The sequence below is a fragment of the Streptomyces sp. SN-593 genome (assembly GCF_016756395.1).
In the GTDB taxonomy this organism is placed as follows: Bacteria; Actinomycetota; Actinomycetes; order Streptomycetales; family Streptomycetaceae; genus Actinacidiphila; species Actinacidiphila reveromycinica.
The window spans coordinates 283,366-296,833 of record NZ_AP018365.1 but is presented as its reverse complement, the minus strand read 5'-3'; the positions used below and the strand labels follow the sequence as shown (position 1 = coordinate 296,833).

At 75.8% G+C, this 13,468-nt stretch carries 10 protein-coding genes; 4 read left to right on the top strand and 6 right to left on the bottom strand.

The genetic code is table 11. From position 1 onward, the window contains the following. Positions 1-104 precede the first annotated feature (104 nt). Complete coding sequence (locus RVR_RS01250) at positions 105-1,325, top strand: type III PLP-dependent enzyme domain-containing protein (protein WP_202232000.1); 1,221 nt, start codon at positions 105-107, stop codon at positions 1,323-1,325. Further along, entirely contained in the window at positions 1,322-1,849 is a 528-nt protein-coding gene (locus RVR_RS01245; protein ID WP_202231999.1) for a GNAT family N-acetyltransferase, read from the top strand. The genes RVR_RS01250 and RVR_RS01245 overlap by 4 nt, the downstream gene beginning before the upstream one ends. Before the next feature lie 71 nt (positions 1,850-1,920). Here RVR_RS01245 and RVR_RS01240 read toward each other — a convergent pair whose 3' ends face one another. From RVR_RS01240 to RVR_RS01215, 6 genes are all read right to left on the bottom strand, one after another. Beyond that, positions 1,921-3,261, bottom strand: coding sequence for a type I glutamate--ammonia ligase (locus RVR_RS01240; protein ID WP_202231998.1), 1,341 nt, complete (start codon positions 3,259-3,261; stop codon positions 1,921-1,923). Positions 3,262-3,453: 192 nt separating this feature from the next. Further along, positions 3,454-4,488: a 3-oxoacyl-ACP synthase III family protein gene (locus tag RVR_RS01235; protein ID WP_237404503.1), complete on the bottom strand. Its 1,035-nt coding sequence runs from the start codon at positions 4,486-4,488 to the stop codon at positions 3,454-3,456. A gap of 330 nt (positions 4,489-4,818) precedes the next feature. After that, positions 4,819-5,637: an ABC transporter ATP-binding protein gene (locus RVR_RS01230; protein ID WP_202231996.1), complete on the bottom strand. Its 819-nt coding sequence runs from the start codon at positions 5,635-5,637 to the stop codon at positions 4,819-4,821. Next, complete coding sequence (locus tag RVR_RS01225; RefSeq protein ID WP_237404502.1) at positions 5,634-7,499, bottom strand: dipeptide/oligopeptide/nickel ABC transporter permease/ATP-binding protein; 1,866 nt, start codon at positions 7,497-7,499, stop codon at positions 5,634-5,636. The genes RVR_RS01230 and RVR_RS01225 overlap by 4 nt, the downstream gene beginning before the upstream one ends. Positions 7,500-7,501: 2 nt before the next feature. Then, positions 7,502-8,470 (bottom strand): ABC transporter permease, encoded by a 969-nt coding sequence (locus RVR_RS01220; protein ID WP_202231995.1) that lies wholly within the window; start codon positions 8,468-8,470, stop codon positions 7,502-7,504. A gap of 11 nt (positions 8,471-8,481) precedes the next feature. Then, positions 8,482-10,062, bottom strand: a complete 1,581-nt coding sequence (locus RVR_RS01215; protein ID WP_202231994.1) for an ABC transporter substrate-binding protein — start codon at positions 10,060-10,062, stop codon at positions 8,482-8,484. Positions 10,063-10,562: 500 nt separating this feature from the next. Here RVR_RS01215 and RVR_RS01210 point away from each other — a divergent pair, with 500 nt between their 5' ends. Both RVR_RS01210 and RVR_RS01205 read left to right on the top strand, forming a co-directional pair. Next, complete coding sequence (locus tag RVR_RS01210; protein WP_237404501.1) at positions 10,563-10,868, top strand: DUF5132 domain-containing protein; 306 nt, start codon at positions 10,563-10,565, stop codon at positions 10,866-10,868. 197 nt (positions 10,869-11,065) lie between these two features. Beyond that, positions 11,066-13,378, top strand: a complete 2,313-nt coding sequence (locus RVR_RS01205; protein WP_237404500.1) for an ABC transporter ATP-binding protein/permease — start codon at positions 11,066-11,068, stop codon at positions 13,376-13,378. The last annotated feature ends 90 nt before the right edge of the window (positions 13,379-13,468 follow it).

The following is a 13,468-nucleotide window of genomic DNA, read 5'->3' as shown; positions in this document are numbered from 1 at the left end:
CCGGCGACCGCGACCGGACAGCCCACCGCGGCACAACCGGCGGCCGCGACAGGAGCGCCGACCGCGACCGGACCGGTGACCGTACCCCGACCGCGTCGGTCACGATGTCCCTGCCCGCCCAGTCCGTCCGCTCCCCGGCACACGGCCGCTCCGCTCTGCGGGACGCGCTCGCGGCTGCCGCCGAGGACACCGTCGTCTACGACCTGGACGGCATCGGCCGCCAGTACTCCGCCCTGTGCTCCGAACTGCCCGGAGCCCTCGTCCGGTTCGCGATGAAGGCATGCCCGGTGGACGAGGTGCTCGGCCACCTCGCCCGGCTCGGCTCCGGGTTCGACGCGGCCAGCCCCCAGGAGATCGCGCAGGCGCTGCGCACCGGGGTGGCACCCGAGCTGATCCACTACGGCAACACCGTCAAGTCCGACCGCGACATCGTCCGGGCCCACCGGCTCGGGGTGCGCGACTTCGCCACGGACAGTCCCCAGGACGTCGCCGCGATCGCCGCGCACGCCCCCGGCGCGAGGGTGTTCTGTCGGATCGCGACCAGCGGCGCCGGCGCCCTGTGGGGCCTGAGCCGCAAGTTCGGCTGCGCGCCCGAGGATGTCCCCTCGGTGCTCGGCGCGGCTCGGGACGCCGGGCTGGTGCCCTCCGGCCTGTCGGTGCACGTGGGCTCCCAGCAGATGACGGCCGGAGCCTGGGCCGAGGCGTTCGACACGCTGGCCGCGTCCCTGGAGGCGCTCAACCGGCGCGGCATCGTCCCGGACCGGATCAACCTCGGCGGGGGACTGCCCGCGCTCGGCGTGCTCGACCGGCGCGGCCGGCCCCTGGACCCGCCGCTGGACGGGATGTTCACGGTGATCCGCGCGGGCATGGAGCGGCTGCGCGGTCTCAACGCCGCCCCGCCGGCCTTCCTGATCGAGCCCGGCCGCCACTTGGTGGCCGACCACGGCGCGATCCGCGCCCATGTCGCCCGGCTCACCTCCCGCCACCGGCTCGACGGCACCCGCGAGGACTGGCTCTACCTCAGCTGCGGGAAGTTCAACGGCCTCTACGAGATGGACCAGTTGCAGTACCGGCTGGAGTTCCCGACCCACCCGGCCGGGCCGTTCACCGACGCCGTGGTGGCCGGTCCGACCTGTGACAGCGACGACGCCTACGCCCCGGAGGGCCCGGTACGGGTCCCGCGCGCGATCTCCTCCGGCGAGCCGGTGTGGGTCCACTCCTGCGGCGCGTACGCCGCGGCCTACGCCACCGCGGGGTTCAACGGCTTCACGCCGCTGCCGTACACCTGTGTCGGAGGCGCCGCCCCGGTCGGAGGAGGGGCGTGAACGGCACCCGGATCCGGCTGCTCCGCGAGGACGACTGGAGCGAGGTGGTCGCGCTGGAGGAACGCGCCTACGCGGCGAGCGGCCTGTCCGAGGGGGAGGAGTACCTGCGCTCCCGGCAGCGTGCCTCGCCCTCGACCTGCTTCGTGCTGGAGCACGCGGGCGGCTTCGCCGGGTACCTGCTGGCGCTGCCCTACCCGTTGCTGCGCTGTCCGGACCTGAGCGCCGCCGAGGAGGCCGCGGGGCGGTGGGACAACCTGCACCTCCACGACCTGGCGATCGCCGAGCGGGCGCGGGGCCGGGGCCTGGCCCGCCGGATGCAGCGGCGACTGGAGGAGGCGGGGCGGGCGGCCGGCCACCGGACGCTCTCCCTGGTCGCCGTGCAGGGCTCGCGGGCGCTGTGGACCGCGCTGGGCTACCGGGTCCGGCCCGAGGCAGGGCTCCCCGCGAGCTACGGCGCCGAGGCGGTCTACATGGCGCGGCCGCTGGAGCCCGACCCCACCGGTACGGCCCGCCTGTCCTCCTGAACCCCTGCGCGGCCGACCGGTCGCCGCACCGGTCCGTCGCCGCGCGCGGGAGGGACGCGGCCGGCGCCTTGTCAGTGGCGCCAGCGCACCGCCTCGATGACGTCCGCGTCCGAGTGCATCGCGAACCGCTCCGCCTCCGCCCGCCGCACCGCCAGCACCGCCTCGTACAGCTCGCGGCCGAGCGCCCTGCGCAGCGGGGCGGACTTCTCGTACGCGTCGGTCGCCTCGGGCAGGCTCGCCGGGAGGCGCTCGGCGGTGTCGAGGGTGGCGGGGTCGGTCCGGGTCTCGGGCGGGAGGGCCAGCCCGGCGTCGAGTCCGGCGAGCCCCGCGGCCAGCACGCCGCCGACCACCAGGTACGGGTTGGCGGCCGCGTCGAAGCACTTGACCTCGGCGTTGGCCTGTCCGGCGGTGGAACCGGTGATCAGCCGCAGCGCCGCCTCGCGGTTCTCCAGTCCCCAGCAGCGGTAGGCCCCCGCGAACCGGGAGGGGACCAGGCGGAGGTAGGAGGCGGCGCTGGGCGCGCCGAGGGCGAGCAGCGCGGGCAGTTCGGACAGCACGCCCGCGAGGAACTGCTCGGCCTCCGGGTGCAGTCCGTGCCGGCCGGGCCCGCCGTGGCCGAGGTTCCGGCCCTGTCGCCACAGGCTGAGATGGAGGTGGCCGCCGTTGCCGAGCGCGTCCTCGGAGAAGACGGGGGCGTACGAGACCCGCAGGCCGTGCCGGGCGGAGACCGCGCGAACGGTGTGGCGCACCAGCATGGTGGTGTCGGCGGCCTCGACGGGCCCCTCGGCGGCGACCGAGACCTCGAACTGCCCCGCGGCGTACTCGGGGTGGAGTTGCAGCACGGTCAGCCCCTGCCCGGTGAGGGCGCGCAGCACCTCGCGCAGGTAGTCCGAGTGCTCGACGAAGCGGGACATGCCGTACGCGGGCGCGACCGTCGCCGGGGTCCCGGCGGCGTCGGCCACCACCCACTCCACCTCGATCCCCGCCCGCACCGACAGCCCGCGCCGTTCGACGGCCTCCGCGCACCGCCGGGCGAAACCGCGCTGGCATCCCGGGTGCGGGGTGCCGTCCTGGGCGTAGCGGTCGGCCGGGGCCCAGGCCCAGCCGGGCTGGGCGGCAAGCGGGGTGAGCCGGTCGAGGTCGGGTACGAGGCGCAGGTCGCCCGTCGGGCCGGTGCCGGACGGCGTGGTGGCGAAGGAGTCGTCCGCCAGCGCGAGGTCGAAGCAGGGCGCGGCCCCGACACCGTACTCGGCGGCGGGAACGAGCTGGGCGAGGGGGACGGACTTGACCCGGGTGAGCCCGGCGTTGTCGACCCAGCCGAACACCACCCCGTCGATTCCCTCGGCGGCGAGCTGGGATTCGGCGGCCCGGGCCTGGGCGGCCCGTTCGGCCCGGGAGTGCGTGGTGGTCATGCGGTCCATGCTGGTGCTCGCGGCGGGTGGGGCGCCCGGAATCGGCCCGGGGTTCACCCGTCCGTGAGCGGCCGCGGCGGCGACGTGACGCGGGGCGCGGACCGGGGAGCGAGGGCCGGGGGACGCGCGCCCGGGGAAGGCGCGGGGGAACCACGGGGGAACCGCGGGAGGGCTGCCGGACCCGTGGTGCGGTCAGGCGTGCCGCAGACAGAGGGTCCCCCACTGGAAACCCGCGCCGATCCCGGACAGCACGTAGGTGTCCCCGGGCAGGAGGCCCCCTTCGGTGTGGGTGGTGTGGAGCGCGGTGAACAGGCCGGCCGACCCGGTGTTGCCCAGCCGGTCGATGGTGACGGGGGCACGGTCCCGGGGGACGTCCAGGGCCGCCATGGTCTCGCTGATGATGTTCAGGTTGGCCTGGTGGAGGAAGAAGTGGCGGATCCGGTCGACCGGCACGCCGGCCCGGTGGGCGGCGCCGGCGATGCTCTCGGGCAGGCGCGTGGTCGCGGTGTCCCAGACGGCGCGACCGTCCATCGACAGGTAGTGGTCTCCGGCGGCGACGGTGTCCGGGCCGGCGGGCCGCCGGGAGCCCCCGGCGGGGATCTGGACGTCGTAGGAGAGCTGGGAGCCCAGGCTGTAGGAGAGCAGCCCGGCTCCGGGGGTGTCGGTGCGGGCGAGGACGGCGGCCGCCGCGGCGTCGCCGAAGAAGACCCCGGTGGTGCGGTCGGCGGGGTCGGCGACCCTGGAGGCGCAGTCGGCGGCCAGAAGGAGGACGGTGGTGATGGAGGGGTTCTGGAGGAGGTGCGCCGCGATCAGCATGGCCTGGATGCCGGAGGCGCAGGCGGCCTGCGTGACGTCCAGGGCCAGGGCGCGGTGCGCCCCGAGGGCGTCCTTGACGATCAGCGCGGTCGACACGAGCGGCTGGTCCCCGGTGTAGGTGGCGACGATGACCGCGTCCAGCCGGGATGCCTCGGTGCCGGCGGCGTCGAGGGCCGGGCGGGCGGCGGCGACGCACATGTCGGAGGTCGCCAGGTGCGGGGCCAGGCGGCGGCGTTCGCGGATGCCGGTACGGCTGGTGATCCACTCGTCGCTGGTGTCCAGGGTGCGCGTGAGGTCCTGGTTGGTGACGACCGCCGGGGGCAGGTGCATCCCCGTCCCGGCGACGGCGAACGGCACGGACAGGCCGACGCCGGTCTGGTGGAAGAGGGTCTGGTCCAGGGCGAGGGTCACGCCACGCTCCGCCCGGCCGCGATCGGCGCACCTCGAAGGGTTCCCATGGTCTTTCTCCTTCCTTTCGCCACCGGCTCGTGAATGCCCCGGAACGGTCGGGGAATTCCCCGGCGCCGCCGGGCGGTTCGCATGCCGATGCCGCCGCATCGTCTCACGGGAATCCGATGTGAAGATCGCTTTGTCATCCGTGAGCGTGAGGAATTCCCGGCTGGTTGACGCCGGGGCGGGGAATTCCTTTGTTTCCGGCTGCGCGCCGTGCCGGATTCCCGCCCCGCGCCGGGAGCCCCGCGGCCGGCCGCGGACCCGCCGCGCGGGAACGGCTCCGCCCGATCAGGCGTTCGGCCGGGGCGGCCGGGCGCGCTGCCCGGCGATCCGGGGCGACGGGGCGCGCAGGGACGGGACGGAGGCGAGCAGCGTCCGGGTGTAGGGGTGCCGCGGCGCACGCAGGATCGTCGCGGTGGGGGCGGTCTCGACGATCCGGCCGTGCCGCATGACCGCCACCGTGTCGGAGACGTGGCAGACCGCCGGCAGGTTGTGGCCGATGAACAGCACGGACAGGCCGAGCCGGTGCTGGAGTGCGCGGACGGTGTTGAGGACGCCGGCCTGTACCGAGGCGTCGAGCGCCGAGGTGATCTCGTCGGCGATCAGCAGGCCCGGCTCGACGGCCAGCGCCCGGGCGAGGGCGACCCGCTGGCGCTGCCCGCCGGAAAGCTGCCGCGGCAGCCGGTCGGCGAGCGCGGGGTCCAGGCCGACCAGGCCGAGGAGTTCGGTGACGCGCCCGGCGCGGGCGGCCCGGTCCACGCGGCGGAAGGCGGTGGCGGCCTCGATCAGCGTCCGACGGGCCGTCATCCGCGGGTCGAGCGCGGTGTCCGGGTCCTGGAGGACGACCTGGACGAGGCGGCCGAGCCGGCGCCGGTCGCGGACGGTACGGGTGCGCACCTCCCACCCGTCGACCAGGACCCGGCCGGCGTGCGCGGGGACGAGGCCGACGATCGCGCGGGCCAGGCTGGACTTCCCGGAGCCGGACTCGCCCACCAGGCCGAGGGTCGTGCCGGCGGCGACCTCCAGCGAGACGCCGTCCACGGCGGCGGGGCGGTCGCGGGCGCCGGGGTGGCGGACGGTGAGGCCGGTGACCTGAAGGGCGGTCATGACGCGGTGGCCCGCTCAGGGACCGCCGCCACCGGGAGCGGGTGCCAGCAGGCGACACGGTGGCCGGCGTCGAGCTCCGCCAACGGGGGAGCCTGCTCGGCGCAGCCGTCCCGGCGGTGCGGGCAGCGCGGCTCGAACGGGCAGCCCGGGGCGGGCGTGAGCGGGTCGGGCGGCGCGCCCCCGATGGTCCGCAGCGGCTGCCCGCGGTCGGCGGCGAGGTCGGGCACCGAGTCGACCAGGGCCCGCGTGTAGGGGTGCCGGGCACCGTCGGCGAGGCGGCCGGCGGGCAGCTCCTCGACGACGGTGCCCGCGTACATCACCAGGACCCGTTCGCAGAACTCGCCCACGAGCGCGATGTCGTGGCTGACGAACAGCACCGCGGTGGAGGTCTCCCGCCGGATGTCGGTGAGCAGCTTGGTGATCTGCCGCTGCACGGTGGCGTCGAGCGCCGTGGTCGGTTCGTCGGCGATGATCAGCCCGGGCCGCACCATCAGGGCGGCCGCGATCATCACGCGCTGGCGCTGGCCGCCGGAGAGCTGGTGGGGACGCGCGCGCAGCAGCTCCGGGGGCAGGGCGACCCGGCGCAGGGCGTCGGCGGCCTGCGCCGCGGCCACCGCCCGGCTCGCCCCGCGGTGGGCCCGGACCGTCTCGGTGAGCTGGGTGCCGATCCTCAAGGTCGGGTTGAGCGCCGAGGCGGGGTTCTGGAAGATCATCGCCAGCCCCGTCGCGAGGTGCCGGTCCCGCTCCCTGGAGGTCAGGGCGGCGAGGTCCGCGCCGAGCAGGCGCAGGGTGCGCCGCGACACCCGGGCGCCGTACGGGAGCAGGTCGGCGACGGCGAGCGCGGTCAGCGACTTGCCCGAACCCGACTCGCCGACGAGCCCGACGGCCTCGCCCGCCCGGACCGACAGGCTCACGCCGCGCACCGGCCGGATGGTGCCGTCCGGGGTGGGGAGTTCGACGCCGAGGTCCTCGACCTGGAGGACCAGGCCCTCCTCGGCGGGGCCGCTCGGGGCGGGCGCCGGGGAGGGCACCGGAGGGGCCGGGGGGCGCCTGGCCGCGCTTCCGGCGAGGACCTCGCCCAGCAACTGGAAGGCCAGGGCCGCGTAGAGGACGGCCAGGCCCGGGGCCAGCGCCGGCAGCGGGTCGGCGTAGATCCGGTCGAGTCCCTGACTGAGCAGCAGCCCCCAGTCGTAGCCGGGCGGTTGGACGCCCAGGCCGAGGAAGCTCAGGCCGGAGAGCGCGACCAGGGTGGTGCCCGCCGCCGTGGTGGCGCTCAGCAGCAGCGGCTCCGCGATGTGGGGCAGGACGTGGCGCCACAGCAGCCGGTGGCGCCGCAGGCCGAGGACGCGCGCCGAGGCCAGGTGGTCGGTGCCCGCGACCCCGGCGGCGAGGGTCTGGGCGAGCCGGGCGAAGCCGGGCACTCCCGCGGCCGCGAGGGCCAGCACCGCCCCCGCGGCGCCCGCCCCGCACACGACCGCGAGGAACATCGCGACCAGGAGTGCCGGGAAGGCGAGCAGGAGGTTGATCAGACCGGCGGTCAGCCGGCGGCCGCGCCGGCCGAGGACGGCGGTGCACGCCCCGAGGAGGACCCCCGGGCCGGCGCCGAGCAGGACCGCCGCCAGCGCGAACAGCAGGGAGGGGCGGGTGGCCGTCAGTACCCGGGCGAGCAGGTCGCGGCCGAGGCCGTCGGTGCCGAACGGGTGGTGCGCGGACGGCCCCTGGAGCACCGCCGCGGGGTCGGGCCGGTCGGCCGCGGCGCCCCAGACGAGCGGGCCGACCAGTGCGAGCACGACGAGGGAGGCCATCATGACCGCCGTGGTCCAGGCCAGGGGCGAGCGCCGCCGGCCGCGGGGAAGGCGCATGCTCACATCTCCCGGATCGCCGAACGGGGGTCGAGCAAGGCGAGCAGCACGTCGACCAGGAGGCCGGCGAGCAGCAGGGTGGTGCCGAGCACCAGCACCATCGCCTGGACCACCGGGTAGTCCTGCGCGACCACGGACTGGGCCATGGCCGAGCCGATGCCGGGCCAGGCGAAGACCTTCTCGACCAGCACGGTGCCCGCGATCAGGGCGGGCAGCAGGCTCCCGGCGACGGTGAGCGCCGCGGTGGCGGTGTTGGGCGCCGCGTGCCGGAGGTGGCGGCGGGCGGGGGACAGCCGTTTGCTGCGGGCGGTGCGCAGGTAGTCCTCGTCCAGGACCTTCAGCGCCTCCACCCGGACGATGCGCAGCAGGACGGCGGTGGGGGCGAGGGAGAGCGCGAGGACCGGCAGGACGAAGGACCCGGCGCCGGCCGCTCCGGCCACCGGGAACACCCGGAGGCCGACGGCCAGCAGCGCGGTGAGCCCGGCGGCCAGGACGAAGTCCGGCACGCCGGCCACGCCGGCGGTGACCGCGGTGAACACCAGCTCGGTGCGCGGGCGGCGGCCCTCGCGGGTGCGGACGGCGGCCAGCAGGCCGCCGGGCAGGGCGACGGCGAGGGTGGCCAGGAAGGCGAGTCCGGAGATCTCCAGGGTGGCCGGCAGCCTGCTGCGGACCAGCTCCGCGACCGGTGTCCCGGTGACCAGCGAGGTGCCGAGGTCGCCGTGCAGGAGGCCCAGCAGGTAGTGGCGGTACTGGGACGCGAACGGCGCGTCGAGCCCGAGGGCGTGCCGGCGGGCGGCCACCAGGTCGGGGGCGGCGTCGACACCGAGCGCGGCCCGGACCGGATCTCCGGGCACGAGGCGGATCATCGAGAACGACGCGGTGAGCACCACCCCGAGGGACAGGAGCAGTCGCAGGACGCGGCGGCCGAGGAACACCGCCCAGGGGTGCCGCGGCGGTCGGGTTGCGGGCATGGCGGGTCCGGTCACTGGTGGAGGCGGATGCTGGTGGGGACGATCTGGCCGCCGAAGGAGGTGGCGAAGGTGGTCCGGTGGCCGTAGACGCCGCTGCGGCCGTCGGCGATCGGCAGCGCGTCGGCGGAGCGGAGGAGCGCGGCGGCGGCCCGGTTCCAGGTGCCGCAGCCCGCCGTGTCGGTCTCGCGGAGCGCCTTCGCGACCAGCGCGTCGTACGCGGGGTTGGACACGCCCGCGAAGTTGAGGCCCTCGGCGGTGGTGGGGCCGGAGAAGAAGGGGACGAAGCCGACCGGCAGGGCGAAGCCCGGGGTGCTGCCGACCACCACGTCGAAGTCGGCGCTGCGGTACATCGCGTTGACGAGGGCGGGCAGGCTCTCGCCGACCAGTTCGACGTGGGCGCCCAGCGCCGTCCACTCCCGGGCCATCAGCTCGGCCACCGACGGCAGGGTGGGGCCGAGGTCGGGGCTGGTGACGAGGCGGAGCTTCAGCCGTCGGCCGTCCTTGCGCAGCGGGCCGTCTCCGGAGCGGGTCCAGCCGGCAGCCCGCAGGGCGGCGGGGGCGTCGAGGGCGGGCAGGTTGGCGTCGGCGAGGTCGGCGTGGCAGAGCGCGCCCTCGGCGCCGAAGTCGGTCGCGGGGCTGCCACGGCCCCCGACGGCGACGTTGGCGAGCGCCCGGCGGTCGAGGGCGGAGACCATGGCGCGGCGCAGGGCCGGGTCGGCCAGCGGTCGGCCGGGCCGCTGGTTGAAGAAGGTCAGCCCGATCACGGTGGCGACGTCGGTGCGGGACAGGCCGTGGCCGCCGAGCCGGGCGCGGTCGGGACCGGTCACGTCCGCGATCTCGACGCCTCCGGTCAGCAGCAGGTTGGCCGCCGTGGAGGACTGGGGCACCACGGAGACGACGAGGTGGGCGGGCAGCCCGCGCGCGGCGGTGGTCGCCCCGGCCGGCCCCCAGGAGTACCCGTCGCGGACGGTGAACTCGTAGGGCCCGCCGGGGGTGTAGCGGGTCAGCACGTACGGGCCGGTGCCCTGGGTGGTGCGCGCCAGCGAGCCGGGCCGGTCGAGTCCGGCCGGGCAGACGATCGGCAGCAGCCCGACGGTGCGGGTGAGGAACGGGTACGGGGACGCGGTGGTCGTCGACACCGTCCCGGTCCGGTCGTCGGCGCTCGCGGTGAACGGGACGTCCGGCAGGACGGTCCGGGCGCCGGCGAGTTGGCGGGCCGGGTCGTCGGCGTAGGTGAGGGCCCGGGCCACCGCCGAGGCGGTGAGGGGGGTGCCGTCGGAACAGGTGACGCCCGGGCGCAGGACGAAGGCGGCGGTGGTGGACGTGGCCCGCCAGGAAGCGGCCAGGCCGGTGACCAGCGAGCCGTCGGGGGAGAGGTCGACCAGCGAGTCGTAGGCGTAGCGGGCCTGGGAGGCGCCGAAGGCGGAGTACGGGTCGAAACTCGGCGTCTCGCTGGACTCCGCGATCCGGACGGTGCCGTGGTCCACCAGGGGAGTGCTCGTGGAGGAGGCGCCGTCGCCGCAGCCGCCCAGCGCGGGGGCCGAGGCGACGAGGGCGGCCGCCAGGACGACCGCCGGGGTGCGTCGGGGCATGCGGGCCATGGTGCCACCGGGGCCCGGTCGTGTGAGGGGCCGGCCGCCCTGCGCCGCGGACGCGTCGGCCTCGCCGCGCACCGCGTGGCCGCTGGCCGGGGCCTGTTCGGGGCGGGTGGGGCGGGCGGCTGGGATTCACCTGTACGAGGGGTGTCCCGGCCGTCCTCACCGGGCTGACGCGGGCGTGGGGCTCAGGGGCCGCAATTCATCAGCTCATCATGAGAATTGGCGTTCGGGTGCGCCGGGATTCAGGTCACGCGGTAAGGGTATGAACACTCGCACGAGTGAACTCGGCGTCGGTCATTTGGCTCAAGCGGGCGCGGTTCGACTACGGTGATCAACGGGATCGGATGGCGGGTTCCGATGTCCGGGAATTCGCGTCGTCAGAGGAATTCCGGACGTCGGAAGGGGATGCTTCCCTCCGCCCGGCCGTGCGCTGCTCCGGCATTCGCCGTTTCCGGGTTCCCTGTCATGCGTGTCCGTAGAAAGGATGGAGCATCATGCCGCCCGTCGTACCGCCCTTCCTGGTGGGTCTCATCGTCGCGCCGCTGGCCAAGCGCCTGCTCAGGCCGCTGGTGAGCGGAGTCGTCAAGACGTCCGTCGGCATCGCGATGGAGGTGAAGAAGGCGGCCCACGAGGTCGGGGAGAACATCAACGACCTCGCGGCCGAGGTGACCGCCGACGTGGTGGCCGCCCAGATCGCGGCCGCCGACGCCGGAAACCGCGCCGTGGAGGAGTCCGCCGGCCACGCCGCCGGGGGAGCGAAGGCACCCAAGCCCCGCGCCGCCGCCGCGAAGGCGCACTGACGGTCCGTCACGGACCGGGCGGCCGCCGCCGGACGCGCACGCCGATCGGATGCGGCGCGCCGCACGCGGGCGGCGGCCGTCGGCGGGTACGCCCGCCGCCGGCACCTTCCCCCTCCAGAACTCCCCGACCTCGCCGCAGTGTTCCGTCGTGCACGTGACGGTCTTCGGCGACCCCCGTAAAACAGGTGATCGTACACATGCCATCGCTACTGGGCGCCGCCGCCGGATTCCGGTCCGTGGAACGAGGCGCGAGCCCGCGCTCGGTCACGCCGGGCCGCCAGCGCTGGGACGTCGAGCTGGTGCGCGGGCGGCCCCGGGCGGCCGAGACCCTCGCCGCCGCGCTGGGCCGCGTTCCCGGGATCACCGACGTGCAGGCCAACCCGGTGACCGGCGGGGTGCTGGTCCGGCACGACGCACGGATGCCGGCCACGGACATCGGGCGGATGGTGCGCACCGCCGTCGCCCTGGTCGCGGCGGGGACGGCCCGCGCAGCACGTCCGGGCCCGCCCCGGACCCCGGCGGCCTCCCCGCCGCCGCGGACCGGCCGCGGCCGGTCCGCCCGCCCGGTGCTCGCCGTCGGCGGCGGGATCGGCTGCGCGGTCGCGGTCGGCGTCGCGCTGGCCAAGGGGTCGGCGCCGAGCAGGCAGTTGGCGGCGGTGGGCGCGGTCGTCGCGGCGACCGCGCTCGTCCTGCGGAGGGACTGGCGCAGGGCGGTCGACACCTCCCGTGACGCCGTCGGGCCCGGTGCCGGGCGCCACCCGCTGGTGGAGATCGTCGGACCGCACCGGCGCCGCCTGTACCGGGCCGCGGCCCTGTCCATCGCCTGCCAGGCCGCGGAGATGGCGCTCGGCACCTTCCTCGGCTGGACCGGCCTGGTCCTCATCAAGGGCGAGGCGGCTCCGCTGGCCCGACTCGGCCTGACCGCGGCCGGCGCCCAACTGTGCGGCCTGGCCGGGCTGGTGGCCGCGGCCTGCGCGGCGGTGGCCGGCCTGTCGTACGCCTCGAACCTCCAGTGGCGCCGACTCGGCCAGGACATCGAACACGACTGGCGCAGCCGCACCTACCGGCACGTCCAGCACCTCGCACCGCGGCACCTGGAGGGCGAGCGGACCAGCCGGGTGGCCGGCACCCTCACCAACGACGTCGGCCAACTCGGCGCCTTCTTCGCGGGCCCGGCCAACGACGTGCTGCAACTCGCCACCAGCCTGCTGATCCTGGTGCCCGCCTTCCTCCTGCTGGCACCCCAGATCGCGTGGATCGCGTTCCTGCCGATCCCGGTCATCGCCTGGCTGTCGCTGCGCCACCAGGACAAGTCCGCGGCCGGCTACGCCCGCACCGGCGAGCGCCGGGCCAGGCTGGGCAGCCAGGTGATCAACTCGCTGGAGGCCGGCGCGACCGTCAAGAGCTTCTGCACCGAGGACTTCGAGGCCGCACGCATCGACGACCTCAGCGAGGCGGCGCAGGCCAGCAGCCGGCACAGCGACCGGGACACGACCCGCCACGCCGAGACCGTGCGCGCCTGCACCACCGCGTCGATGGCCGGCACCCTGCTGGTCGGCGGCCGCGCGGTGCTGGGCGGCACCCTGCGCTTCGAGGTGTTCAGCCCGCTGATCGGACTGCCCCAGATGCTGCTGATGCGGATGAGCCGGCTCGGCGGCATCGCCGACCAGTACCAGCGCACCCTCGCCTGCTACGACCGGGTCCGGCGACTGCGCGCCCTGCCCGTCGAGACCGACGCCGGCGACGGGACGCTCGACCTCCCCGACGTGCGGGGCGAGATCGTCCTCGACCGCGTCACCTTCGCCTACCCCGGCCGGCCCGCGGCACTGGAGGACCTCTCCCTGACCATCCCGGCCGGCCGGGTGACCGCCCTGGTGGGCGCCACCGGCTCGGGCAAGACGTCGATCGCCAAGCTGCTGATGCGCTTCCAGGACGCGGACTCCGGCAGGGTCCTGCTCGACGGACGCGACATCCGCGACCTGCGGCGCCGCAGCCTGCGCCACGCCATCGGCTTCGTCGCCCAGGACCCGTTCCTCTTCGACGGGACCATCGCCGACAACATCCGCTACGGCAGGTTCGACGCCTCGGACGAGGCCGTGGTCCGGGCCGCCGCCATGGCCGAGGCGCACACCTTCGTCGCGGCGCTGCCGGACGGCTACGACACGCTGATCGGCGAACGCGGCGCCTCGCTCTCCGGCGGCCAGCGGCAGCGCATCGCCCTGGCCCGCACGATCCTGCGGGACTCGCCGGTCGTCATCCTCGACGAGGCCACCTCCGCCGTGGACAACGAGACCGAGGCCGCCATCCAGCGCGCGCTGCGCAGCTTCGCGGCGGACCGGACGATGATCGTCATCGCACACCGCCTCTCCACGGTCCGCCAGGCCGACCGGATCTACGTCATGGACAAGGGCGGGATCGTCGCCGAACAGGGCACCCACGACGAACTCCTCGCCCGGCACGGACACTACGCGTCCCTCTGGCAGATCCAGGCCGGCGCACTCGCCGTCTGACCGCGGAAGCCGTCCCCCGCCGATCGCGTGACGCCACCGCGACCGGCCGCGGCCCGGCGCGCCCCCGCGCGCCCGCCCACCCACACTTCT